This is a genomic window from Flavobacterium glycines (genome assembly GCF_900100165.1).
GTDB lineage: Bacteria > Bacteroidota > Bacteroidia > Flavobacteriales > Flavobacteriaceae > Flavobacterium > Flavobacterium glycines.
In genome coordinates this window covers 224,618-248,950 of record NZ_FNEO01000003.1, presented here as the reverse complement: position 1 = coordinate 248,950, position 24,333 = coordinate 224,618, and the positions used below count along the sequence as shown (strand labels likewise).

The window sequence follows — 24,333 nt, the reverse complement described above, 5'->3', positions numbered from 1 at the left end:
GCTTTAAATGCATCAATAAGTTCTCAAACGAATATTGCTTGTTTCGGAGGTTCTAATGGTAGTGCTGCAGTTACAGCTTCTGGCGGAACAGCTCCATATACCTATTCATGGTCTCCATCGGGCGGAACAGCGGCTACTGCAACAGGATTGGCAGCTGGTACTTATACCGTAACAATTACGGATGCTAATTTATGTACGAAAACACAAAGTGTTACTATTACACAACCAAGTGCTGCTTTAAATGCAAGTACAGGTAGTAAAACGGATGTTTCTTGTAATGGAGGATCAAACGGTAGTGCAACAGTATCTCCAACAGGCGGAACAGCTCCTTATACTTATTCATGGTCTCCATCGGGTGGTACAGCGGCTACGGTTACAGGATTAGCTGTGGGTAGTTATACAGTTACGGTTACAGATTCAAATGCATGTACTGCTACAAAATCATTTACAATTATTCAGCCAACTGCTTTAAATGCATCAATAAGTTCTCAAACGAATATTGCTTGTTTCGGAGGTTCGAATGGTAGTGCTACTATCAGTGTAACGGGCGGAACAGCTCCTTATACCTATTCATGGTCTCCATCGGGAGGTACAGCGGCTACGGCTACAGGATTGGCATCAGGTACTTATACGGTGACGGTTACAGACGTAAATGCATGTACAGTTACTAAAACAGTTACTATTACACAACCAAGTGCTGCTTTAACACTTGCCACTTCTTCTAAGATTGAAGCTTCTTGTTCGAGTACTACCGGATCAGTAATTGCCGGATCAGTTACTAATTCAGTAGGAACGGTAAATTATTCTTGGAAAAATTCAGCTAATATTGTAGTTGGAACTACGGCAACGGTTTCTAATCTTCCTGCCGGAACCTATACGTTGACAGTAACGGATAATTGTTCTTCTCAATCCAATTCTGTTACTCTAACGATCAATTGGAATGATTTAGATTGTGATGGTGATGGTGTAATCAATGGAAAAGAAGTTACTGATGGAACCGATCCTGCTGACTCTTGTAAATTTATTTTAGCAAGTCAAACAGTAACACCAAGTACAGCATGGAATTCAGCCGATTGTGATGGTGATGGTGTTACAAATAGTAAAGAAAAAACAGACGGAACAGATCCTAAAGATCCATGTAAATTTGTTTTGGCAAGTCAAACCGTTGCACCAACATCTGCATGGGAAACATCCGATTGTGATAATGACGGTGTCAACAACAAACAAGAAAAATTGGATGGTACTAATCCATTGAATCCGGATACAGATGGTGATGGAGTAATCGATGGAAAAGAAAAAACTGATGGAACCGATCCTAAAGATCCATGTAAATTTGTTTTGGCAAGTCAAACAGTAACACCAAGTACAGCATGGAATTCAGCTGATTGTGATGGTGATGGTGTTACAAATAGTAAAGAAAAAACTGATGGAACTGATCCTAAAGATCCATGTAAATTTATTTTAGCGAGTCAAACTGTTGCCCCAACATCTGCATGGGAAACAGCCGATTGCGATAATGACGGTGTAAATAATAAACAAGAAAAACTTGATGGTACTAATCCATTGAATCCGGATACAGATGGTGACGGAGTAACTGACGGAAAAGAAAAAACCGATGGAACAGATTCTAAAGATCCATGTAAATTTATTTTAGCGAGTCAAACTGTTGCACCAACATCTGCATGGGAAACAGCCGATTGTGATAATGACGGTGTAAATAATAAACAAGAAAAAATCGATGGTACTAATCCATTGAATCCAGATACAGATGGTGATGGAGCAACCGATGGAAAGGAAAAAACCGATGGAACAAATCCTAAAGATCCATGTAAATTTATTTTAGCTAGTCAAACTGTTGCACCAACCTCTGCATGGGAAACTGCTGATTGTGATGGTGATGGAGTGACTAATAAACAAGAAAAACTTGACGGTACTAATCCATTGAATCCGGATACAGATGGTGATGGAGTAACCGATGGAAAAGAGAAAACTGACGGAACAGATTCTAAAAATCCATGCAAATTTGTTTTAGCCAGTCAAACTGTTGCCCCTACATCTGCATGGGAAACTTCTGATTGTGATGGTGATGGAGTAACTAATAAACAAGAAAAACTTGACGGTACTAATCCATTAAATCCGGATACAGATGGTGATGGGGTAACTGATGGACAAGAGAAAATAGATCAAACAGATTCGTTGAATCCTTGTAATTCAATCCCAAATAATATCACTTTGCCATTGTCAGATACATTTTTAGATAGTGATTGTGATAATGATGGATTAACAAACAGAGAAGAAATAGGTTTGAATCCAAAAAAACCAAACGATTCGAATGCAAGTAAAACTTTTGATTATTTAGAAGTAAATAATTTTAGTGCTTCGGAAGATGATTTGGAAATTTTCAATGCTGTAACGCCTAATGGTAATGGAGAGAACGATGTTTTTGTAATTAGAAATATTCAATCTTATCCGGAAAATAATGTAACTATTTTTAATAGATGGGGAGTTGTTGTGTATGATGTTAGTTCATATGGTCTGGATGGAAAATTCTTTAGAGGAATATCAGAAGGAAGAACAACCATTGGTAAAAATGAAGAATTACCTGGTGGTGTATATTTCTATGTTGTTAAATATAAAAATGCCCAGGGAATAACAAAACAACGTTCGGGATATTTATATATAAACAAGTAAGGAGTAGGGGATTTAGATTTATACAGATTAGAAAATAATATTCAGCAACATGAAAAGAATTTTAATTTTAAATATAATGCTATTAATCGGCTTAATGTCATATGGACAACAAGAGCCGCAATACACACAATATATGTATAATCCAACAGTGGTAAACCCTGCCTATGCAGGTTCAAAAGGATTTACTAGTATATACGGTTTATATCGTACCCAATGGGTTGGTTTAGATGGTGCTCCTAAAACGGTTAATGTTTCAATGAATAAGCCTATTGAAGGAAGTAAATTAGGTTATGGAGTTTCTGTTTTGAATGATAATATTGGAGTTAGTGACGATACACAAATTTCGGTGGATTTAGCATACACTTTATTTTTATCAAATGATTCCAGATTGGCATTTGGTTTAAAAGCTAGTGGTAATTTATTAAATGTTGATTATAATAAATTAAATCAATACAATCCGGGGGAACAAGTACTTCAAAATAATATAACAAATTTATTTTCTCCTAATGTAGGAGTTGGATTGTATTATTATAATAACACTAGCTATTTTGGGGCTTCAGTACCCATGCTGTTTGATACCGAAAAATATGATGATGTAAATAGAGCTCAAATAAATCAAAGATACCATATGTATTTTATGGGAGGAAAAGTATTTGATTTAAGTTATAACCTTAAATTTAAACCTGCTTTTATTTCGAAAGTAGTTGCCGGGGCTCCATTACAATTAGATTTGTCTGCAAATTTCATGTTTAGTGACAAATTTGTTATTGGGGCTGCTTACCGTTGGAGTGCATCTGTAAGTATGCTTGCAGGATTTCAATTGAGTGATAATTTATTTGTTGGTTATGGTTACGATACCGAAACAACCAGACTTTCTAATTATAATTCAGGTTCTCATGAATTATTTCTACAATTTGATTTATTTAGAAAACATTCACGTATAGCAACACCTAGATTCTTTTAAAAACGAAGACATGAAAAAAACATTTTTATTCATATTTGCATTTCCTTTATTGGTTTTTTCTCAAAAAAAAGAAATCAGACAAGCTGATAAAGCTTTTAACACAGAACATTATGTTGAATCTATAGCGCTTTTTGAGAACCTTGTTAATAAAGGTATTAGTACAGTAACTGTTTTTGAGAAATTAGCCGATGCAAACTATTTAAATGCAAATTATGTTCAGGCTTACAAATGGTATTTGAAATTAGATGGGTTGAATTATCAAATGGATGCCGAACATCAATACAGGTATGCTCAAACATTGAAATCGGTTGGTTTAAATGAAGATTCTAAAAAAGAAATGGAAATTTTTGAAAGAAAGTATCCAAATGAAATTAGAACCCAACGATATAAAAATGGCTTGAATGAAAAATCAATATTATTATTTACGAATGTAAAATTATTGCCATTTAACTCGAAATTTTCGGATTATGGAACTGCAATAAAAGGAGATACATTGGTTTTTGCAAGTGCCCGTGATTTTGTTTTGGATAATAAAACGTATGCAAGAACAAATCAGTCTTATACAAGTTTGTATCAATCCGTAAAAAAACCTTCGGGAGAATTTACAAGTCCAAAAATATTTTCAAAGAATAGCTTTTCAATTTATCATGAAGCAACAGCTGTTTTTTCTAAAGATGGAAAGACAATGTTTTACAGTCAAAATCAATTGTCAAAAAACTCAAAATCCAAATTGGTTAATGGCTTATTTAAAATATACAAATCTGTTTATTCAAAGGGGAAATGGCATAATAAAGGCCCTATTTCATTGACTGACAATGATTCTGTTAATATTGCTGATCCGGCATTGAGTCCAGATGGGAAGTTTTTGTATTTTGCAGCTAATTTTAAAGAAAGTTTTGGTAAATCAGATTTATTTAAAGTAGCTGTAAATGTAGATGGATCATTTGGAAAAATTGAACATTTAAGCAATAAGATTAATACGGAAGGAAGAGAATCATTTCCTTATATAACTGAAGATAATACCTTGATTTTTGCTTCCGATGGTCATCCTGGTTTGGGAGGTTTAGATTTGTATTCTATTGATTTATCTGATCCAAATTCTGAAGTAATTAACCTGAGTTCTGGTATTAATAGTCCTTTTGATGATTTTGCATTAACAGTAAACTCACAAATGAATCAGGGTTACTTTAGTAGTAATCGTCCCGGAGGAATAGGTGATGATGACCTGTATTCTTTTAATTTGGCTTACTTACCCGTTACAGTTTCCGGAAAAGTAGTTGATGCAGCAACAAATGAAATGATTCCGAATGCATCAATAACTATATTGGATTCTAAAAACAATGTTTTGACAGCTTTGCAAACAGATTTGAATGGGAATTTTGTTTTTAAAGATGTAAAGCCTAATTCTAATTATACTATCAAAATAGAACAAATAAACTATGTTGCTTCAGCAAAATCTGTAAATGTTTATAAGAAGGATTCAAACGAATTGTATCCAATTGTAAAAGCCGTTGAGCAAATTAAACCTGAAGTTGATTTATCTAATCTTTTAGCTTTAAATAGTGTATATTTTGATACAAATAAATCATTTATCCGTAAAGATGCAAAAGTAGCATTGGATAAAATTGTTGCAATTATGAATCAATATCCACAAATTATGCTAGAAATAGGATCTCATACTGATAGTAGAGAATCTAAAAAATACAATCTAAGGTTATCACAACAAAGAGCAGATGCAACGCTGGCTTATTTAGTATCAAAAGGTATTGCTAAATCAAGATTAACGGCAAATGGCTATGGAGAATCACAATTAGTGAATAATTGTAAAGATAATACTAAATGTAGCGAAACAGAACATCAACAAAATAGAAGAAGCACTTTTAAAGTGAAATAATACAAATGCAAATCAACCAAAACCAACTTTAAAAGAGGCAGTGCAACCCGCACTGCCTCTTTTATTTTTAATAAGTTTGAAGATTAATTTCGGGTAGTTTTTTTATTGATTTTAAATTCTCGCTCACTTTTCTATTTAAAAACTTTAGTATAATGTTTGAGTAGTTTTTAAATTTTTATGAAACAGTATTTGCTTACGCTTCGATAGACATTATTAAGTGTTATAGTAGCTGTAAAGTATGGCGTACAGTATAGAAAGGTGGTTTTGAAGTAAAAATATTAATTAAAGTACGAGCTAATCGGTTTAAACGCAATTGCACAGAAGGATTCGAATTTTGGATCGCCTGCTTAGAAGGCAGGTGTACTTATCTAACTTATATAAAAATAAAAAACCGAAACAAAAGTTTCGGTTTTTCTTGCGGAGAAAGAGGGATTCGAACCCCCGGACCTGTTACAGTCAACAGTTTTCAAGACTGCCGCATTCGACCGCTCTGCCATTTCTCCAGTATGTAGCAATCGTTTCGTGATTGCGAGTGCAAATATAGGAGGTTTTTCCAGATAAAAAAATATATTTGGATAAAAAAAATCAGCTATTTTTTTATAGCTGATTTAATGTTTTTAGTATGTGATAGTTAGCCTCTTTAAAACGGGAAAATAATTATTAGTAGTTAACATATTCGGTAATCTCAAGACCATAACCTATCATTCCTACGCGTTTAGTTTGAGTTGAATTAGATACTAATCGGATTTTTGAAATATCAATATCGTGTAATATTTGTGCCCCGATTCCGTAATCTTTTATATCAATAACTACTTTTGGTGCTTTCATTGTTCCTTCGGCTTGTAAACCTTTCAGTTCGGTAATACGATTAAGTAAATTAACCGCCGACATGTCCTGATTGATAAAAATAACAGCTCCACGACCGTTTTCGTTGATTATTTTAAACATATCGTCTAATTGTTGGTCCACGTTATTAGTTAATGTACCTAACAAATCATTATTAACCTGAGAAGAATGGATTCGGGTTAAGATTGGTTCTCCTAAGTTCCAGGTTCCTTTTGTTAAAGCGATATGAATTTGTTTGTTGGTTATTTGCTCGTAAGCTCTTAAACGAAAAACACCGAATCGGGTATTAATATCAAAATCTTCTTTCTTAACAATGATGCTGTCATGTTGCATTCTGTAAGCAACAAGAGCTTCAATAGAAACCACTTTGATATCAAATTTTTTTGCAATTTTTACTAATTGAGGTAAACGGGCCATGGTACCATCCTCGTTCATTACTTCAACGATTACACCAGCCGGTTTAAAGCCTGCTAATCGGGCAAAATCTATTGCGGCTTCAGTGTGTCCTGTTCTTCTTAAAACACCACCTTCTTTAGCAATTAAAGGAAAAATATGTCCTGGTCGGGCTAAATCCTGTGGTTTTGTTTTAGGATCAATTAAAGAAAGCACGGTTCTTGCTCTATCGGCAGCAGAAATACCTGTGGTTACGCCGTTTCCTTTTAAATCGACTGATACGGTAAAAGCTGTTTCCATATGGTCAGTATTGTTTGTGACCATTGGTTTTAAATCTAGTTCTTTACAACGTTTTTCGGTTAGTGGAGTACAAATTAATCCACGACCATGGGTTGCCATAAAGTTGATCATTTCAGGTGTTACTTTTTCGGCTGCAGCCAAAAAATCACCTTCATTTTCTCTGTCTTCATCATCAACAACTAAGATAATTTTTCCCTGACGGATATCTTCTATTGCTTCTTCAATTGTATTGAGTTGTATTTTATCTGCGACCATTTTTAGGTAGTTGTTTTTTTGTTAGCTATGATTTTTTGAAATAGTTTTTGTACTGGAGCCAAAACAATATCCATGTTAATCAAACCAATATCATTTGTAGCTCGATAGGTTAGTAGTATGGCTAGAGGTGTTAATATCATTGAAGACATCCATGATCCCATAAAAGGTGTCATTCCGTTTTCTTGCGCAAATCTTTTTCCAAAAGTATTAATAAAGTGAAAAGTTATAAATATTAATACTGCGAAAATAATAGGTAATCCGAGTCCTCCTTTTCTAATGATGGCTCCAAGTGGAGCACCAATGAAAAACATCATTAAACAAGCGTAAGCAATAACAAATTTGTCGTATAAAGCTAACAAGTGATTGTTGATGCTTTTTTGTTTGGCTTCTAAATTGAATCTACTTCCGTCGATGCTGTAACCAATGCTGCTAAGGTTACTGCCTGCAGTTGTTAATATTTCCACTTTTTTACGATTATCGTATAAAGATAAAATATCTGAAGGTAATTTCTTTTTAGGTTTAGTTAGTGTTACATTAGAATTATTATCAAAAGTCTTATTTTGAATAATAGTTCTTTGATTGATGTTTTCAGAATAAGAAGCAATTTCGGTTTTGTAATTTTTCTTTAATGAATCCAAGGTGTAATTTAATTCGCTTACAGTTAACATGGTATTCGAATTAGTTACTTTTTCTTCATCAACATCTACATTGTTCAATTGTGATAAATCAATATTGATAGTGTATTTTTTAAACGAACTTTTGGCAAATGGATATTTCTTTCTATCGTTAAATTTTTTAGGAGTAATGTCTTCGTAGTAATTACCGTTATTTAGAACAAGTTGTAAAATACTCGATTGTTCACTGCTGATTAATTCACCATTTTTTGCTTTGATAACTGTTTTGCCTCCGTCGCCACTAACAGATTTTTTATGAATTGTAATTCCTGTTAGTTTGTTCCCGTTTTCTCCTGATTTTTTATTGACTTTAATATTGTAAAAACCGACATCACTAAATTGTCCTTCAGTGATTGCCATTGCAGGTTTTAATTGGGCAATGTTTTTTCTGAAATTGATGAATTTATATTCGGCATAAGGAATTACATTATTAGCAAAAAAGAAGGCTATAACACTAAGAAATACTATAAATATAGTAAGTCCTCTCATAGCTCTTTGCAAAGAGATTCCTGAGGATTTCATTGCTGCAAATTCATAATTTTCGGCAAGATTACCAAAAGTCATAATTGAGGATAGCAGTACCGAAAGGGGTAGTACTAACGGAACGATTCTAGGCATTGAAAAGAGTAGAAATTTAACAATTAAAGTAACGTCTAAATCTTTTCCGGCCAGCTCAGCGATGAAAAGCCAAATGGTTTGTAATATGAATATAAAAAACAAGATTACAAATACCGTAGTAAATGTAATCAGGAATGTTTTTAATAAGTATTTATCGAGAATTTTCACGTAATGGATTAATCTAATTTATTGATGTAGTAATTTGGATATTTATTAGCTACAAAGGTAAATTGATTTTTTGACAAAGGTTGGTTGGTTTTAAAAGAATTAACGGTTAATGTTGTTTTCGTTCCTTTTTTACCGGTTTCAATCAGGTTATAAATGTGTTTTGTTTGCACATCAATTCCTAACAGAATTTCCTTTCTTTGGTCTTTAGTGTTGGTTGGGATTAATTTAATGTATTGAATTTTTCTGCCTCTTACATTTTGCAAAATGTCCATAGAATATTTGTAACCGCTATTAAAGAAAGTAAGCATTTTAGACGGAGTTACAGCGTTATCGTCTTTTTCATTTACCGAAGAGATGTTTACTTCTTCATCCTCAGGAACAATAGTGTAGGTTTTTTTTCCGTCAAAAATTTTAGTCATTCCCATGAAGTTCAATACATATTGATTGCCTTTTAAGGTTACATTTCCTTTACTATCCTGATTGATGTTTTCTTTACTGTTGTTTAGTGAGTATTTAAAATCAATTACAATATTATTATAACTTTTTACTTTAGCAGTAACTTGATCTAAAAGGCTTTTTGCTTTTTTGTCTTGTGCTTGCGTTGCAAAAGAAATAAGTAAGATAAATGTAATTTGGATAAACTTTTTCATTGTATTAATTGTTTTCTTCATTATTAAAAAATTGATCAAGAGCATGCATGTCCAGAATGTTTACAGAGCGGGCTTTACTTCCTTCAAAAGGCCCCACAATTCCGGCTGCTTCTAATTGATCAATTAATCGGCCGGCTCTGTTGTAGCCTAATTTTAGTTTTCGCTGTAATAAAGAGGCCGAACCTTGTTGAGCGTTTACGATGATTTCGGCAGCCTCTCTGAACAATGAATCTCTTTCAGAAATATCAATATCAAGATTAATGCCATTTTCTTCTCCTACGTATTCAGGTAATAAATATGCGGTAGCATATGCTTTCTGTGAACCAATAAAATCAGTGATTTTTTCAACTTCAGGAGTGTCAATAAACGCACATTGTACGCGAACGACATCATTTCCGTTAGTGTATAATAAATCTCCGCGTCCAATTAACTGATCGGCTCCCTGAGTGTCCAAAATGGTTCTGGAGTCAATTTTAGATGTTACTCTAAAGGCAATTCGGGCAGGGAAATTGGCTTTGATTAAACCTGTAATTACGTTTACCGATGGTCTTTGGGTGGCAATAATTAAGTGAATTCCAATAGCACGGGCTAACTGAGCCAAACGGGCAATAGGGACTTCAACTTCTTTTCCGGCAGTCATAATTAAGTCGGCAAACTCATCGACTACTAAAATGATGTAAGGCAGGAATCGGTGACCGTTTTCAGGATTTAATTTTCGGGATTTGAATTTTTCATTGTATTCTTTAATGTTACGCACCATCGCATCTTTTAATAAAGAATAACGATTGTCCATCTCAACACAAAGCGAATTTAGCGTGTTGATTACTTTAGCATTATCAGTAATAATAGCATCTTCAACATCAGGAAGTTTTGCCAGATAATGTCTTTCAATTTTGTTGAATAAAGTAAGTTCTACTTTTTTAGGGTCAACCAATACAAATTTTACTTCAGCAGGATGTTTTTTGTACAAGAGCGAAGTTAAAACCGCATTTAATCCAACCGATTTTCCCTGACCGGTAGCTCCGGCCATCAACAAGTGAGGCATTTTAGCTAAATCAACAACGAAAGTTTCGTTAGAAATGGTTTTACCCAGAGCTACAGGTAATTCCATTTCGGCTTCCTGAAACTTAGTAGAACCAATAACACTTTTCATCGAAACCATAGTAGGATTCTTGTTAGGTACTTCAATACCAATTGTTCCTTTTCCCGGAATAGGAGCGATGATACGGATTCCAAGTGCCGAAAGTGATAAAGCGATATCGTCTTCTAAACTTTTAATCTTAGAAATTCGGATACCTGCTTCCGGAACTATTTCATATAAAGTTACCGAAGGACCAACAGTAGCTTTAATTTGTGCAATTTCAATTTTGTAATTACGAAGTGTATCTACAATTCGGTTTTTATTTTCTTCTAACTCTTCCTGATTGATGGTAATTCCTCCGGTTGAATATTCTTTTAGTAATTCAATTGTTGGAAATTTGTAGTTCGATAAGTCTAATGTTGGGTCGAATAAACCAAAATCAGAAACCAAACGAGCCGCTAAGTTTTCTTCTACCACTTCTTCCTCAGATGCCGCTTCGATTACAAAATCTTCGTTTATTGCAACTGGAATAGTAGTAGTTTTTTCAATAGGAAGTGGTTTAGAAATAGGATCTAAATTAATTTCAGAAGCATGATTAATGGTTGGTTTTAGTGCTTCTTTATTGATTTCGAATTGTGATAATTTGAATTCAGGAATTTTTTCAACAACCGGTTCTTCAATAATTTCTTCTTCTTCAGGAACAGCAAATTCTTCCAGATTATAAGCGCTGTCTGATATAGAACTGTTGTTGATGAAACTGTTTTCTTCTACAGGGATAATTTCTTTTTTGTTGCTTTCAAAAAAAGATTGAATCTTTTCAGGAGATAATTTCATTTTGAAAATCACATAAATAACTAAGCCAAAGATGAGTAGTAATAAGGTTCCTGTTTTTCCAATATAATCCTGAAGGAATAAATTCAATTCGTAACCAATGATTCCGCCTAATTCCGGTAGTGAAGTGGCAAAAAATCCAAACAAAACCGATAAATTAATCATTACAAATAAATCCCAAAACCAGATGTTTTTGAGTTTTTTTGCTGAAAGTCCAAGGATTAAAAAGATTCCGCTTAAGAATAATAAGCGAACAAATAGGAATGAAGCCAGTCCAAATCCTTGGTAAACGATTAAATTGGCCAGGTAAGCACCAAACTTTCCCAGCCAATTTTTTACTATTTCAGTTCTGTTCGATAATTCAAGAACAGCACTTTGATCTTCCTGTCCATATACATAGAAAGAAACAAAAGCAACTAATAAAGCAATAGAGAATAAGATGAGAAGACAGCCTAAGATAGTTTTATGCTGTTTAGACATTTCCCATGATTTAAAAACTTTAGTTTTTGAATTGTTGTTCGGATCTAAAGTCTCTTTTTTTGTTGTTTTTGCCATTCTATAAATGTAACTAAACCTCTTAAATAAAGTGAGGTACGTATATGATTAAACCAATAATTATCGCTGTCATTGCTGCAAAAAATACAGATCCGGCAGCAATGTCTTTTATAAAACCAATTTTTTCGTGGTAATCCGGATGAATAAAATCGGCTACTTTTTCTATTGCGGTATTCAGTCCTTCAATACTTAAGACTAAACCGATAGCAAAAGTTTGAAAAAGCCATTCAGTTTGTGAAATTCCTACTGCAAATCCAATGATAGTTAATATAACTCCAAGAGAAGTTTGAACCATAACACTGTGTTCCGTAGTAATTAGTTTTATAGCTCCTTTTAGAGCAAAACCAACACTTTTAAATCTTCCGGTAACAAAGGTTTCGTCTTTTTGAAATGCCATCCGGTAAAGATTAAAGTACTGCTAAAGCAGCTTCGTAATTTGGTTCGTTAGCAATTTCAGCAACTTGCTCTGTGTGTAAAATTGTTCCGTCAGCATCGGCAACAATTAAAACTCTTGAATGCAATCCTTTTAAAGGCCCGTCAACGATTTCTAATCCATTTGTTTTACCGAAAGTTCCTTCCTGAAAGTCAGATAAATTAACTACATTTTCGATTCCTTCAGCTCCACAAAAACGTTTTTGAGCAAATGGTAAATCTCTTGAAATACACAAAACAGCAGTATTTTCTAATTTGGCAGCAGCTTCATTGAATTTTCTTACTGAAGTAGCACAAGTTCCTGTATCGATACTAGGGAAGATATTTAAAACTAATTTTTTTCCGTTAAAATCGCTTAAAGAAGCAACAGAAAGATCGTTTTTTACTAATTTAAAATCGGCAAGTTTTGTACCTACTTTTGGTAATTCTCCTGCAGTGTTTATTGGATTTCCTCCTAATGTGATTGAAGCCATAATTAATTTTTTTAATGAGGTTCAAAAGTATGAAAATTATTTAAGAATTAGGATTACTGATTTAAGATTTTAAATCAGAAAAGGAAAGGTTTTAACTCAATGAAAGATTGAGAAATAGGTATAAACGCAAAAAAATGCAACTCAGCGAGAGGCATTTTTAAGCTATTTTTAGGGTTTGAAAAGGGCTTATTTATCTATGGAACCTAATACTCTTTTCATAAAAGTATTGAGTGCTTCTTTTTTGTCAGTTCCGTTTTTTACCAGCTTGTGTACTTCTAAAGCGCCGTACATATTCGATATTAATTCTCCGATAACATCCAATTCTTCATCTTTAAGTGAAGAAATCTCAGTCATTGCTTCTAATACTTCAATGGTTTCGATGATGTAATCCTGATCATTTTCTTCGATAAACTGAGTCAAATGTTTTATTACGGGTAGTTTCATTTTCTAGTTGTTTATTTGGTTATTCGTTGAATCGTTTATTTGTTTATCAATTTGACGAATAATCGGTTAAACTATTTCATTAACCAATTCGATTAACACTTCCTGTTTGTTAGTTTGTGTTTCGTTTACCAATTTTCCGTTTACGAAAGTAGCAAAGGTTGGCAAGTTACTTACATTGGCTAATTTTCTGGACTCCGGAAAATTTTCAGCATCAACAAGTGCAAATGTGATGGATTCATTTTCGGTAGCCAGTTTTTTGAATTTTGGTTTCATAATACGGCAGTTACCGCACCATGATGCCGAAAATTGAACTACTACTTTTTCGTTTTCAGCCACTAAATTGGCTAAAGTATCTTCGTTTAATTCGATTAACATTTTCTTTGAGTTTCTAGGTTACTAAGTTTCTGAGTTGCTAAGTTTTTTATAATTGTTTCGAATTATAATGACTTAGCAACTTAGAATCTTTTGACTTAATTATTTATAAGTTATAATTTGGAAGATTAGATTTAAGTTTAAAATCTTAAAGACTTAGTAACTTAGAATCTTAGTGACTTCTAAAAAATTAGTTTGCGCTTAAGTAAGCAGCAGTACTGTTTCTGTCAGCATTCATTGCTTCTTTACCAGCTTCCCAGTTAGCAGGACAAACTTCACCTTTTTGTTGAATGTGAGTGTAAGCATCAACTAAACGTAAATATTCGTTTACGTTACGACCTAATGGCATATCGTTAACACTTTCGTGGAAAATTTTTCCAGTTTCATCAATTAAATAAGTAGCTCTGTAAGTAACGTTAGAACCTTCTACTAAATACGTATCAGCATCTTCATTGTAAGCACCAGCTTCAGCATCCAAAATACCTAAAGCAGCAGATAAGTTTCTTGTTGTATCAGCTAAAAGTGGGTAAGTTACACCTTCAATACCTCCGTTGTTTTTTGGAGTGTTTAACCATGCAAAGTGAACTTCGTTAGTATCACATGAGGCACCGATTACGATTGTGTTTCTTTTTTCAAATTCTGGTAAAGCAGCCTGAAAAGCGTGTAATTCAGTTGGACAAACGAAAGTAAAATCTTTTGGGTACCAAAATAAAAGTACTTTTTTGTTGTTGTTTACTGCTTCTTCAAAGATGTTGATTTTTAAATTATCACCCATTTCAGAAATGGCGTCAACTGTAATGTTTGGGAATTTTTTTCCTACTAATGACATATTTATTTGTTTTTAATTATTATTTGTTGGATGCAAAAGTAAGCCTTAAAAAAGACTTATAATGATAGTAGTTGATTATTAATATTTATTTAATAATAATTTTTACTTATATTGAGCTTTTTTTAAAGTTTAGATTATTGTAAATCAATTGAAACCGGGAGTTTTCCGCTACATTCTGAATCCGATAAAAATTGATGAGCCGCATTGATTTGGAATTCGCTAAAATCCTGATAGACCTGAATAAGCTTTGAAGCCTTGCTTAAATTAGGAATTAAAGGCAGTGCATAAGGATTTCCAAAAACATAAACCATACATTTTTTAGTTAGTAATAGTTTTTCCAACAAATTGAAGATAACGTCATCAATTTCAAAACGATTCAAAGGTTTGGCTTTGGGAACAAAAAGTGCAATTATTAAATATTCAAAAGTGTTTATTTCGTTCTCTAAAACTTGAAAATCAAAATCCACAATCGATTCGATACTGAATTGTGCACAGTTTAAAGCAGCCTGAATCATGCTTGCAAAATCATTATCGGCTGATTTGTACAAGGAAAGCAGCGCTGTATTTTGTTCCTGACTGGCATTTTTTATCGTTTCAAAATCAATTTGATCCTGGATTTTAGTAATACTGAATCTGGCAATTTGTTTATTCAATTGGGATGCCTTTTCAAAATTCAGAGTATAGTTATTTTCTTGTTCCAAATGCAATAAACCTACTTTTTCTTTGCATTTCAGGATACGATTGAAACTCTCTTCAATTCTTTCCGGAGAAGCATTTTCTAAAATCGCCTGAATTCCTTCTGGAACATTTTCGGCAAAACACAAGACGTCATTTCCGGCATTAAAAGCTTCCCATTCCAGTTGTCCTTTAGTTTCATATAATTTAGAAACGCTGTGCATGTTCAAAGCATCAGAAATTACTAAACCATCATAGCCCAATTGCTCTCTTAAAAGGGATTGAATAATATTTTTAGACAAGGTTGCCGAAGTGTTTATTCCTTCATTTAAAGCCGGAACTGCCAAATGTCCTATCATAATCGAATCGACTTGATTTTCGATTCCTTTGATGAATGGATACAATTCGTTAGTTATTAATTGTTCTAAGTTTTCTTCCAAAACAGGCAATCCTAAATGCGAATCAACATTGGTATTTCCGTGTCCGGGAAAATGTTTTAAGCAGCCTAAAACTTCTGCATCACTCATTCCGCGTAAATATTCCAGCGCAAAATCAGCTACTTTTTCTTTGTTTTCACCAAAAGAACGGTAACCAATCACTGGATTATTTGGATTGTTGTTGATATCAGCAAGCGGAGCCAAATTATAATGAATCCCAGTCGATTTTAAGTCTAAGGCGATTTGTTTTCCAACTTCGTAAACCAAGTCTTTTTTATCCTCAGGCAAAGCTCCCAGCGTTATTGCATAAGGATATTGCGGTGTTTTTTCGACACGCATGGCAAGTCCCCATTCGGCATCAATGCTCATTAAAAGGGGGGTAGAAGCACATTTTTGATAGCGAACAATCAATTCTTTTAAACGGGAATAACTGTCATCGTTGAATTCGATTTTTTTCTTCGATTCGTAATTCGTTGCAGCACTGGCGCGACTGTGAAAAAACGTCAATCCGCCAATATTGTATTTTCTAATTAATTCTTCGGTTGCCTGAATGTTTTCTTCACTGTCATTGATAAATACAGCCGGGAAAAAGAATTGTCCTATTTTTTGTTCTAATGTCATTGTTTAGAGTTTAGCATTGGTTTTAAAATTATTTCAATTTACCCAATGTGTTGGTATTGATAAGGGATTTCATCTGGCTAATAGCGATTTCATTCAATTTTATTAATCGTTCTTGTTGTACTATTTCCTGTTGAATGAGCATTGCGTTAATACTTTCAAGATTAGATAATACAACTAATTGTTCAATAGTGGCTGTGTCTCTAATATTTCCTTTTTCGTTTGGATTTTCATTACGCCATTCTTTTGCGGTTTTGCCAAATAGAGCTACGTTAAGAATATCAGCTTCATCGGCATAAATAAAATTCTTTTGATTTGCTGTTAAGCTTATCGGAATTAGATTTTCTTTTATAGCATCAGTATGAATTTTATAATTTATTTTAGAAATGGTTCTTTGTAAATTCCATTCGAGTTTTTTGTTACTGTTTTCTTCTTCTTTTAGGCGTTGAAACTCTTTGATTAAGAATAATTTGAAGATAGGATTGACAGCCGAACAGAATTCAAGGGTAATGTCTTTGTGTGCAAAAGTGCCTCCGTACTTGCCTAATTTGACATAAATGCCAATTGCATTTGTTTTTTCAGCCCAAGTTCCAGGACTTAAAACAAAACTTGGTAAACCTGCCTGCATTTTAAAGTGGTCAAATTCGACCACTTTAAAATTTGGATTATACATTTGCTCCCAAGTACCCAAAAATTCCAAAGTTGCTCTGTTTCGTATCCAGTTTTTAATTATATCAGCAGCACGAGAATCAGATTCTTTGGTTTTAGCAATATCTGTTATACAGATGTAATCGTCTTCATTATTGGAAGAAACGACTGCTATAGAAACATTTTGAACTTCTAAAATCTTGACTTTGTTTTTCAAAATATTTTTTATTTAATGATTTTTAATATTAAATAACTTCATTTTCATGAAGTAAGAAGCTGTTTTTGATTGTAATAAACAACGAATACTATTCCACCTTCTTCCCAAAATCCTTTGGGAAAACTAAAAATCTAGATAAAATTAATCCGGGAATAGTAGCTATTAAAACCCAAATAAAGAAATTACCATAACCTAAATATTCCTGAATGTATCCGCTAAGCATTCCGGGAAGCATCATTCCCAGAGCCATAAAACCGGTAGCAATGGCATAATGCGAAGTTTTCGATTCGCCTTCGGCAACATAAATCAAATACATCATAAAGGCGGCAAAACCAAATCCGTAGCCAAATTGCTCCAAAATAACTACCACATAAACGTAGTAAACGGAGGCCGGATGAAAATGAGCCAGTAAAATGAAACCAATAATTGGTAAATGCATTGTCAAAATCATAGGTAACATCCATTTTCCTAAACCCTGTTTAGAAATGGCAATTCCACCCAAGATTCCTCCAATAGTCAGTGCGATCAATCCGAAAGTACCGTAGATAATTCCAACATCTTCGGTTTCTAATCCTAATCCGCCAACATCAGTTTTATCAACTAAGAAAGGAGTCAGCATTTTTAATAATTGTGATTCTCCTAAACGGAACAAAAGGATAAAAGCAAGGATTAACCCAATTTGCTTTTTCTTGAAAAAATCGGCAAAAACAGTGGCGAAATTTTTCTCTTCTGCTTCTTTTTTAGTTATTGATAATTCATTTTTTGGAGTAGCAAAATAGTTGTAAACTGTTAAAAAAGTCATTACTAATCCAACTAAAATCATGGTGTAAGACCAGGCTTTTTGGTTGTCGCCATATTGTTTTTCCAAATAACCGGCCAATAGAATAATCAATCCGTTTCCAGTTAGCATTGAAGCTCTATAAAAAGTGCTTCGAATTCCTAAAAAGAACGATTGCTGATCTTTAGTTAAAGCCAATAAATAAAAACCGTCACTGGCTACATCATTCGAAGCCGAAGCAAAGGCTGCTACCCAAAAAATAGCCAGGCTCAGCATGAAAAACTGGTTTGTAGGAATTATAAAACCTACAATTAAAAAGGCAATGGAAATGAATAATTGCATGCTCAAAAACCATTTTCGTTTGGTGCCGTGCAATTCAATAAACGGGCTCCATAAAGGTTTGATTACCCAAGGTAGGTATAATAAACTGGTGTACAAACCGATGTCTTCATTGCTGATTCCAAGGTTTTTATACATTAATACCGAAACGGAAATTATAATTACATACGGAAAACCCGAAGCAAAATTTAATAGTGGAATCCAATACCAAGGCGTATTATCTGTCTTCATTCGTTTTTAAGTTTTGATTGTTTACCTTCAATAAAGTCGCCTGACTTTCATTTCCAAAATAATCAACAAAAGTTAATGCACAATTGTTGTGTTTTTCAAGATAGAGTTTTGGTATTCTGATAGCGATGCTGTCTTTGGTTTCTTTAAAAGCTATTTTATTAATAATTTGGCTTGGGTCATTCACGTTAATTAGGTTTTTATTGGTAGTACCATAAACCATTACATAACGAATTTTACTTTGCGTTGGAAAACCTAAAGTAACAACCGTACTGTCACTTTGATTATTAATATTAGTAATTGCGGGGATATCTAAAACTTCTTTTTTAGAATTTGGAACCACAAAAGGTAAGGCCGGATATTGGTATTGGTTGTCTTTTAGTAATTGGGTCACCGCATCGTTTTTGTTTACAAAAGACTTGGCACTGAAAAATGCATTTCCGTTAATGTTGTTAAAGCCACGTGTCAGGTCAATTTGATTTGGAATTTCATTTGGATTAAACCATTTTTTATCCGAATCGGCGTTGATTTTATAACTTCCGTTACCAATGTAAAGTGCGGTGTTTTTATTAGTGTTTTCTGACCACCATTTTGATAATTTAGCATAAGAAGCCTTCGGATGGTCGATGCTCCAATACAATTGCGGTAAAAGATAATCGATATAATTGCCTTCCATCCAAGCCATTGGATCGGCATACAAATCATCATAATTGGTTTGTCCTGCCTGAGTGTCAGAACCTTTTGGGTCTACCGATTTGTTTCTCCAAACACCAAAAGGGCTAATGCCAAACTGCACCCAGGGTTTTAATTTTTTGATAGAATCATAGGTGTTTTTTAGGTAAGTATTGACATTGTCACGACGCCAGTCTTCAAGTCCCATGCCTTTGCCGTACTTTTTATAAGAAGCAGTATCATTGAATGCTTCTCCAGGCACTCTGTAAGGATAAAAATAGTCGTCAAAATGAACAGCATCAATATCGTATTTTGTTACTACTTCATCAACTACATTAATTAAATGTGCCTGAACTTCAGGTAATGCCGGATTGTAATAGTATTTTCCACCGTATTTAATCATCCATTCAGGATGTTTGATGATATCGTGATTTCTGCTTAATTCAGCTGTGTTTAAATCCATCGATGCGCGATAAGGATTAAACCAGGCATGAAATTCAAAACCTCTTTGATGTGCTTCGGCAATCATCCATTCTAAAGGGTCATAAATAGGAACAGGAGCCTGTCCCTGTTTACCTGTCAGGTATTTTGACCAAGGTGCTAAATCAGTTGGGTACATGGCATCCCCGCAAGAACGAATTTGTACAATAACCACATTGTAATTCAGCTTTTTATAAGTGTCTAAAATTTCAATGAAATCGGCTTTTTGTTTTTCGACAGCATCAGTGTTTTTTATGGGCCAGTCAATATTGGCAACGGTAGCAATCCAAACGGCTCGGAATTCGTTTTTAGGATTAGTTGTTTTTTGTATCTGGCTGTAGCCAATAGACAGCGACAAAATGGAGATAAATAAGCAGATTAGATTTTTAGGACTCATCGAATACGGTGTTTTACAGTTACCAAAAATAGTTTTTTTAGCGAAGTTTAGCAGATAAATTAGGATTAATTTTCCTTATGTTTTTAGTATTGCAATTTTTTTGCCACGAATTTATATAATTGAATTTTGAAGATAATTTTAAGTTTTAAATGTCCTTAGCTTCCGCAGTTGAGTGCCAAATGTTTGAAGCTTTTTTGGCTACATAAAAAATACCTGAATTAAAATTGTAATAACTCATGCTACAAGTTAAAAATATTAAATAGTTTATTTATGTTTTTTTAAAAACCGATATATTTATATTTGTCAAATAATTTTTAGAACTGTATTAAATACACAAAAGCTATTTTATTTATGTCCAATTTACATTCGTTAAAGCAATTGTCTGATTCGTTAGAAGGAACACTTTTATATGATGATCTTCATAAAACCTTATACGCTACCGATGCTTCGGCTTATCGTATAATGCCGTTGGCGGTAGCTTTACCTAAATCAACGAAGGATATTGTAAAATTAGTGCGTTATGCAGTAGATAATAAAACAACTTTAATTCCAAGAACAGCAGGAACTTCCTTAGCGGGACAAACTATCGGAGACGGAATAGTGGTGGATGTTTCCAAATATTTTACAAAAATTATTGCTTTTGATGCCGAAAAAAAGACCGTTACCGTGCAACCGGGTGTCATTCGCGACGAATTGAATTTGTATTTAAAACCACACGGAGTATTTTTCGGACCTAATACTTCCACTTCTAATCGTTGTATGATTGGAGGAATGGTGGGGAACAATTCTTCGGGAACTACCTCTATTCGTTATGGAGTTACCCGTGATAAGATTGTTGAAATTAAAACCGTTTTAGCCGATGGTTCGATAGCTGTTTTTAATACGATTACTTCGGCTGAGTTTTTAGAGAAAACCAAAGGAGATTCTTTAGAAAATCAGATTTATAGAAAATTATACGAAGAATTGTCTGTTGAAGCCAATCAGCAGGAAATAAAAAATGAATTTCCAAAGCCGGAAATTCACAGGCGTAATACCGGTTATGCCGTTGATGTTTTGTTGAAATCGGATTTATTTGGAGGTACTGAACCAACAATAAATGTGGGAAAACTGCTTTGTGGAAGTGAAGGAACATTGGCTTTTACAACTGAAGTAACCTTAAAAGTAGATGATTTACCGCCAACAAATAATATCATGGTGGTGACTCATTTTACTACCATTCAGGAGAGTTTAGAAGCGGTAATGATTGCGATGAAGCACCATTTGTACACTTGTGAAATGATTGATGATACCATTTTAGATTGTACCAAACATAATAAAGAACAGAGTAAAAATCGCTTTTTTATTCAGGGTGAACCCAAAGCGATTATGATGTTTGAGGTGGCTTCGCATATCAGTATGGAAGAGACCGAAAAACAAGCAGAAGCTTTGATTAAAGATTTAGAAGACAATAATTTCGGTTACGCTTCGGTAAAGTTATATGGTGCCGATGTTGAAAAAGTAAACGAACTCCGCAAAGCGGGTCTTGGACTTTTAGGAAGTATTGTAGGCGATGACAAAGCGGCTGATTCTATCGAAGATACAGCGGTGGAATTGAGTGATTTGCCTAATTATATTGCCGATTTTTCGGCTATGATGCAACGCCACGGACAGGAAGCTATTTATTATGCACATGCCGGAGCGGGAGAATTGCACCTGCGTCCTGTTTTGAATTTAAAGACCAAAGAAGGCGTTTATCAGTTTAGAAATATTGCTACCGAGGTGGCTATTTTGGTTAAAAAATACCGTGGTTCCTTAAGTGGTGAACACGGTGACGGAATCGTGAGAGGGGAATTTCTGCCTTTTATGATTGGTGAAAAAAATTACGAATTACTAAAAAGACTGAAATTAGCATTCGACCCGAATTCGGTTTTGAATATGGGGAAAATTGTGAATGCCTTAAAAATGGATGAGAATTTCCGTTTTGAAACAGATAGGGTAGAACCGGATATTCAAACCATTCAGGATTTCTCAGACAGTATGGGAATTTTGAGAGCTGCCGAAAAATGCAATGGTTCAGGCGATTGTCGAAAAATGCCTTCAGCGGGAGGAACCTTGTGTCCGAGTTATCGTGCTACCCGTGATGAAAAAGACACTACACGTGCGAGAGCCAACGCACTTCGTGAATATTTAACGCATTCCGAAAAAGACAATAAATTCAATCATAAGGAATTGTACGAGGTTTTTGAATTGTGTGTGAGCTGTAAAGCCTGCGCCAGCGAATGCCCGTCAAATGTGGATGTGGCGACATTGAAAGCCGAATTTTTATACCAATACCAAAAAGCAAATGGTTTTTCGTTGCGCAATAAACTCTTTGCCAACAATGCTAAAATGAATAAGATGGGAAGTTTGTTTCCTGCCTTAACCAATATTGTTTCGAATCTTTCTTTGGTGAAAAAAGCGATGGGAGTGGCGCAGCAAAGAGAAGTTCCGCGCTTAGCTAGTCAGACTTTTAGAAAATGGCTTAGCAATAACAATGGTAATAGCAATGACAATAAGAAATATCCAAATGGTAAAGTAGTGTTGTTTTGTGATGAGTTTACTAATTATTACGATGTAAATGTTGGGATTGATGCTTTCGAATTGCTGACTCAATTAGGATACAAAGTAATTGTTGTGGATCACGAAGAAAGTGGCAGAGCTTATCTTTCTAAAGGATTTCTCGAAGAAGCGAAGATGATTGCAATTAAAAACGTAGCCACTTTTGCTCCGATTATTACCGATGATTGCCAGTTAATAGGATTGGAACCTTCTGCAATATTGACGTTTAGGGATGAGTATTTACGCTTGGCAGAAGATAAAACCGCTGCCGAAAAACTGGCCAAAAACGTGCTGACTATCGAAGAGTTTTTCAAAAAAGAAATCCTTGCCGGAAAAATTCACGCAGGACAATTTTCGACCAACGAAAAGCAAATTAAAATCCACGGACATTGCCACCAGAAATCCCTGAGTGCTGTTGAAGCTACTTTTACAATGTTGAATGTACCTAAAAACAATTCGGTTACTATTTATAACTCCGGTTGTTGCGGTATGGCGGGTTCGTTTGGTTATGAAGAAGAGCATTACGAAATAAGTATGAAAATGGGTGAAGATACCTTATTCCCAAAAATCAGAGCTACCGATGCCGATGTAGCCATTGCTGCTGCGGGAACTTCCTGCCGCCACCAAATTTTTGACGGAACCAGCCGAAAAGCACAGCATCCGGTGAGTATTTTGAAAAGTTGTTTGATTAATTAAATTTCAATTGCAATAACAATTGCAAAATCAATAGTAAAAGAGCTATGCTTCGTTTTTGGAGTGTAGCTTTTTTTTGTTTTTAAAGTAAATGGTCTTTCATGTGTAAGAAATATTTTTAAATTTGTGTGTTTGTTTAATTTTACTGTAATTTAAATATATATGTCTGTAATTTCTTCTAATACATTATTCCATTTCACTAATTCAGCTGAGAGAATAATTAGCATTTTAAAGAATGGTTTTGCTCCAAAATTTTGTTTAGAAGAACTAGGTTATGACTTATTTTTTTCTAAGGATTCAAAGAGTGAATCCGCAGTTCCCATGACTTGTTTCTGCGACCTACCTCTATCAAAAATAGATAGACATTTACAATTTTATGGATCATATGGTATAGGGTTGTCCAAAGATTGGGGTAAAAAAAATGGTTTGACCCCATTAACATATATACATGATAATTCAACTCAAATTAAATATCTGATGCAGCTCGGTCAATTAATTGGTGGCGCATCAGCTACAGCCACAGCAAGTGGATCAACTGCCTTTAAAGATTTACCGATGGAAGAAAATCCATTAGTTGCACTTTTTGAATTATCAGGTTTTTACAAACCATATAGCGGGCAAATGTGGAGAATAAACACATATGTTGACAAGAGATTCTACGATGAACGAGAATGGAGGTATGTTCCTTTTTTGAAAGTTGAGGATGGTCACTATCGTCTTACAAAAGAAGAGTTTTTAAATGATATTAAAAGAGCCTCTGCAAATGATACAATTGCAAAAGATTTCTCTTTAAAGTTTAAATCTGAAGACGTCAAATACATTATTGTCAATAAAGAAAATGAAATGATTGCATTGTTTGATGCTTTAGATTCTATGAAAGGATTATATACATCTGATGAAATTAAAATATTAAAAACAAAAATAATTTCTTCTGAGCAGATACTTGAAGACTTCTAAATAAAATTATGACCGTGCAGATTTATCACAACAGTTAGCGCAGAATTTTTTCTCACGGTCTTAATCCTGCTGAAAATAAATGTTAAATCATATTTTGAGACCATTTGGATTTATAAACACAATGATTAGCTTATTAAATGATAAAAT

The 24,333-nt window shown here is 34.0% G+C and carries 18 protein-coding genes and 1 tRNA gene; 5 read left to right on the top strand and 14 right to left on the bottom strand.

The features are described from left to right. The 3 genes from BLR17_RS10840 to BLR17_RS10830 all read left to right on the top strand — a co-directional run. The coding region (locus BLR17_RS10840) for a T9SS type B sorting domain-containing protein (RefSeq protein WP_139148980.1) at positions 1–2,691 on the top strand (2,691 nt) is incomplete at its 5' end. A gap of 49 nt (positions 2,692–2,740) precedes the next feature. Further along, positions 2,741–3,655, top strand: a complete 915-nt coding sequence (locus BLR17_RS10835; RefSeq protein ID WP_066323464.1) for a PorP/SprF family type IX secretion system membrane protein — start codon at positions 2,741–2,743, stop codon at positions 3,653–3,655. A 10-nt stretch (positions 3,656–3,665) separates the two neighbouring features. Further along, the gene (locus BLR17_RS10830) at positions 3,666–5,549 is read left to right on the top strand and encodes an OmpA family protein (protein WP_066323468.1); all 1,884 of its coding nucleotides are present in this window, start codon (positions 3,666–3,668) and stop codon (positions 5,547–5,549) included. Positions 5,550–5,967: 418 nt separating this feature from the next. On the opposite strand, the gene BLR17_RS10825 is transcribed toward BLR17_RS10830, so the two are convergent. The 14 genes from BLR17_RS10825 to BLR17_RS10760 form a co-directional block, all read right to left on the bottom strand. Further along, positions 5,968–6,052, bottom strand: a tRNA-Ser gene (locus BLR17_RS10825). A gap of 157 nt (positions 6,053–6,209) precedes the next feature. Continuing rightward, complete coding sequence (ribB, locus tag BLR17_RS10820; RefSeq protein ID WP_066323473.1) at positions 6,210–7,343, bottom strand: 3,4-dihydroxy-2-butanone-4-phosphate synthase; 1,134 nt, start codon at positions 7,341–7,343, stop codon at positions 6,210–6,212. Between the two features lie 2 nt (positions 7,344–7,345). Continuing rightward, positions 7,346–8,803, bottom strand: coding sequence for an LptF/LptG family permease (locus BLR17_RS10815; RefSeq protein WP_066323475.1), 1,458 nt, complete (start codon positions 8,801–8,803; stop codon positions 7,346–7,348). A gap of 8 nt (positions 8,804–8,811) precedes the next feature. Beyond that, the gene (locus BLR17_RS10810) at positions 8,812–9,453 is read right to left on the bottom strand and encodes an outer membrane lipoprotein periplasmic chaperone LolA1 (protein WP_083189141.1); all 642 of its coding nucleotides are present in this window, start codon (positions 9,451–9,453) and stop codon (positions 8,812–8,814) included. Between the two features lie 4 nt (positions 9,454–9,457). Next, positions 9,458–11,920 (bottom strand): DNA translocase FtsK, encoded by a 2,463-nt coding sequence (locus tag BLR17_RS10805; RefSeq protein WP_066323479.1) that lies wholly within the window; start codon positions 11,918–11,920, stop codon positions 9,458–9,460. 22 nt (positions 11,921–11,942) lie between these two features. Then, positions 11,943–12,317, bottom strand: coding sequence for a diacylglycerol kinase (locus tag BLR17_RS10800; protein ID WP_066323481.1), 375 nt, complete (start codon positions 12,315–12,317; stop codon positions 11,943–11,945). Between the two features lie 10 nt (positions 12,318–12,327). After that, on the bottom strand, positions 12,328–12,825 hold the full coding sequence (gene tpx / locus BLR17_RS10795) for a thiol peroxidase (protein ID WP_066323483.1): 498 nt from the start codon (positions 12,823–12,825) through the stop codon (positions 12,328–12,330). A 186-nt stretch (positions 12,826–13,011) separates the two neighbouring features. Further along, entirely contained in the window at positions 13,012–13,269 is a 258-nt protein-coding gene (locus BLR17_RS10790) for a DUF6952 family protein (RefSeq protein ID WP_066323485.1), read from the bottom strand. A gap of 66 nt (positions 13,270–13,335) precedes the next feature. Beyond that, positions 13,336–13,644, bottom strand: coding sequence for a thioredoxin family protein (locus BLR17_RS10785; protein ID WP_066323487.1), 309 nt, complete (start codon positions 13,642–13,644; stop codon positions 13,336–13,338). Positions 13,645–13,831: 187 nt separating this feature from the next. After that, positions 13,832–14,470 carry a peroxiredoxin gene (locus BLR17_RS10780; RefSeq protein WP_066323489.1) on the bottom strand — a complete coding sequence of 213 codons (639 nt, stop codon included), beginning with the start codon at positions 14,468–14,470 and terminating at the stop codon, positions 13,832–13,834. A gap of 134 nt (positions 14,471–14,604) precedes the next feature. Further along, complete coding sequence (locus tag BLR17_RS10775; RefSeq protein WP_066323491.1) at positions 14,605–16,203, bottom strand: glycoside hydrolase family 3 protein; 1,599 nt, start codon at positions 16,201–16,203, stop codon at positions 14,605–14,607. A 28-nt stretch (positions 16,204–16,231) separates the two neighbouring features. After that, positions 16,232–17,065, bottom strand: a complete 834-nt coding sequence (locus tag BLR17_RS10770; protein ID WP_083189129.1) for a KilA-N domain-containing protein — start codon at positions 17,063–17,065, stop codon at positions 16,232–16,234. Positions 17,066–17,153: 88 nt separating this feature from the next. Then, positions 17,154–18,413 carry an MFS transporter gene (locus BLR17_RS10765; protein WP_066323494.1) on the bottom strand — a complete coding sequence of 420 codons (1,260 nt, stop codon included), beginning with the start codon at positions 18,411–18,413 and terminating at the stop codon, positions 17,154–17,156. After that, positions 18,400–19,959, bottom strand: coding sequence for a glycoside hydrolase family 10-like protein (locus BLR17_RS10760; RefSeq protein WP_066323495.1), 1,560 nt, complete (start codon positions 19,957–19,959; stop codon positions 18,400–18,402). Before BLR17_RS10760 ends, BLR17_RS10765 begins: the two co-directional genes overlap by 14 nt. A gap of 351 nt (positions 19,960–20,310) precedes the next feature. On the opposite strand from BLR17_RS10760, the gene BLR17_RS10755 reads away from it, so the two are divergent. Both BLR17_RS10755 and BLR17_RS10750 read left to right on the top strand, forming a co-directional pair. Continuing rightward, positions 20,311–23,232, top strand: a complete 2,922-nt coding sequence (locus BLR17_RS10755) for an FAD-binding and (Fe-S)-binding domain-containing protein (RefSeq protein ID WP_066323496.1) — start codon at positions 20,311–20,313, stop codon at positions 23,230–23,232. A gap of 159 nt (positions 23,233–23,391) precedes the next feature. Continuing rightward, a complete protein-coding gene (locus BLR17_RS10750; protein WP_066323502.1) occupies positions 23,392–24,186 on the top strand; it encodes an abortive infection system antitoxin AbiGi family protein in 795 nt (264 codons plus the stop codon). Positions 24,187–24,333 lie beyond the last annotated feature (147 nt).

Excerpts from the sequence above, each read along its gene's own strand:
- BLR17_RS10835 (WP_066323464.1), top strand. The coding sequence starts at position 2,741 with ATGAAAAGAATTTTAATTTTAAATATAATGCTATTAATCGGCTTAATG.
- BLR17_RS10830 (WP_066323468.1), top strand. The coding sequence starts at position 3,666 with ATGAAAAAAACATTTTTATTCATATTTGCATTTCCTTTATTGGTTTTT.
- ribB (WP_066323473.1), bottom strand. The coding sequence starts at position 7,343 with ATGGTCGCAGATAAAATACAACTCAATACAATTGAAGAAGCAATAGAA.
- BLR17_RS10810 (WP_083189141.1), bottom strand. The coding sequence starts at position 9,453 with ATGAAAAAGTTTATCCAAATTACATTTATCTTACTTATTTCTTTTGCA.
- BLR17_RS10805 (WP_066323479.1), bottom strand. The coding sequence starts at position 11,920 with ATGGCAAAAACAACAAAAAAAGAGACTTTAGATCCGAACAACAATTCA.
- BLR17_RS10800 (WP_066323481.1), bottom strand. The coding sequence starts at position 12,317 with ATGGCATTTCAAAAAGACGAAACCTTTGTTACCGGAAGATTTAAAAGT.
- tpx (WP_066323483.1), bottom strand. The coding sequence starts at position 12,825 with ATGGCTTCAATCACATTAGGAGGAAATCCAATAAACACTGCAGGAGAA.
- BLR17_RS10790 (WP_066323485.1), bottom strand. The coding sequence starts at position 13,269 with ATGAAACTACCCGTAATAAAACATTTGACTCAGTTTATCGAAGAAAAT.
- BLR17_RS10785 (WP_066323487.1), bottom strand. The coding sequence starts at position 13,644 with ATGTTAATCGAATTAAACGAAGATACTTTAGCCAATTTAGTGGCTGAA.
- BLR17_RS10780 (WP_066323489.1), bottom strand. The coding sequence starts at position 14,470 with ATGTCATTAGTAGGAAAAAAATTCCCAAACATTACAGTTGACGCCATT.
- BLR17_RS10775 (WP_066323491.1), bottom strand. The coding sequence starts at position 16,203 with ATGACATTAGAACAAAAAATAGGACAATTCTTTTTCCCGGCTGTATTT.
- BLR17_RS10765 (WP_066323494.1), bottom strand. The coding sequence starts at position 18,413 with ATGAAGACAGATAATACGCCTTGGTATTGGATTCCACTATTAAATTTT.
- BLR17_RS10760 (WP_066323495.1), bottom strand. The coding sequence starts at position 19,959 with ATGAGTCCTAAAAATCTAATCTGCTTATTTATCTCCATTTTGTCGCTG.
- BLR17_RS10755 (WP_066323496.1), top strand. The coding sequence starts at position 20,311 with ATGTCCAATTTACATTCGTTAAAGCAATTGTCTGATTCGTTAGAAGGA.
- BLR17_RS10750 (WP_066323502.1), top strand. The coding sequence starts at position 23,392 with ATGTCTGTAATTTCTTCTAATACATTATTCCATTTCACTAATTCAGCT.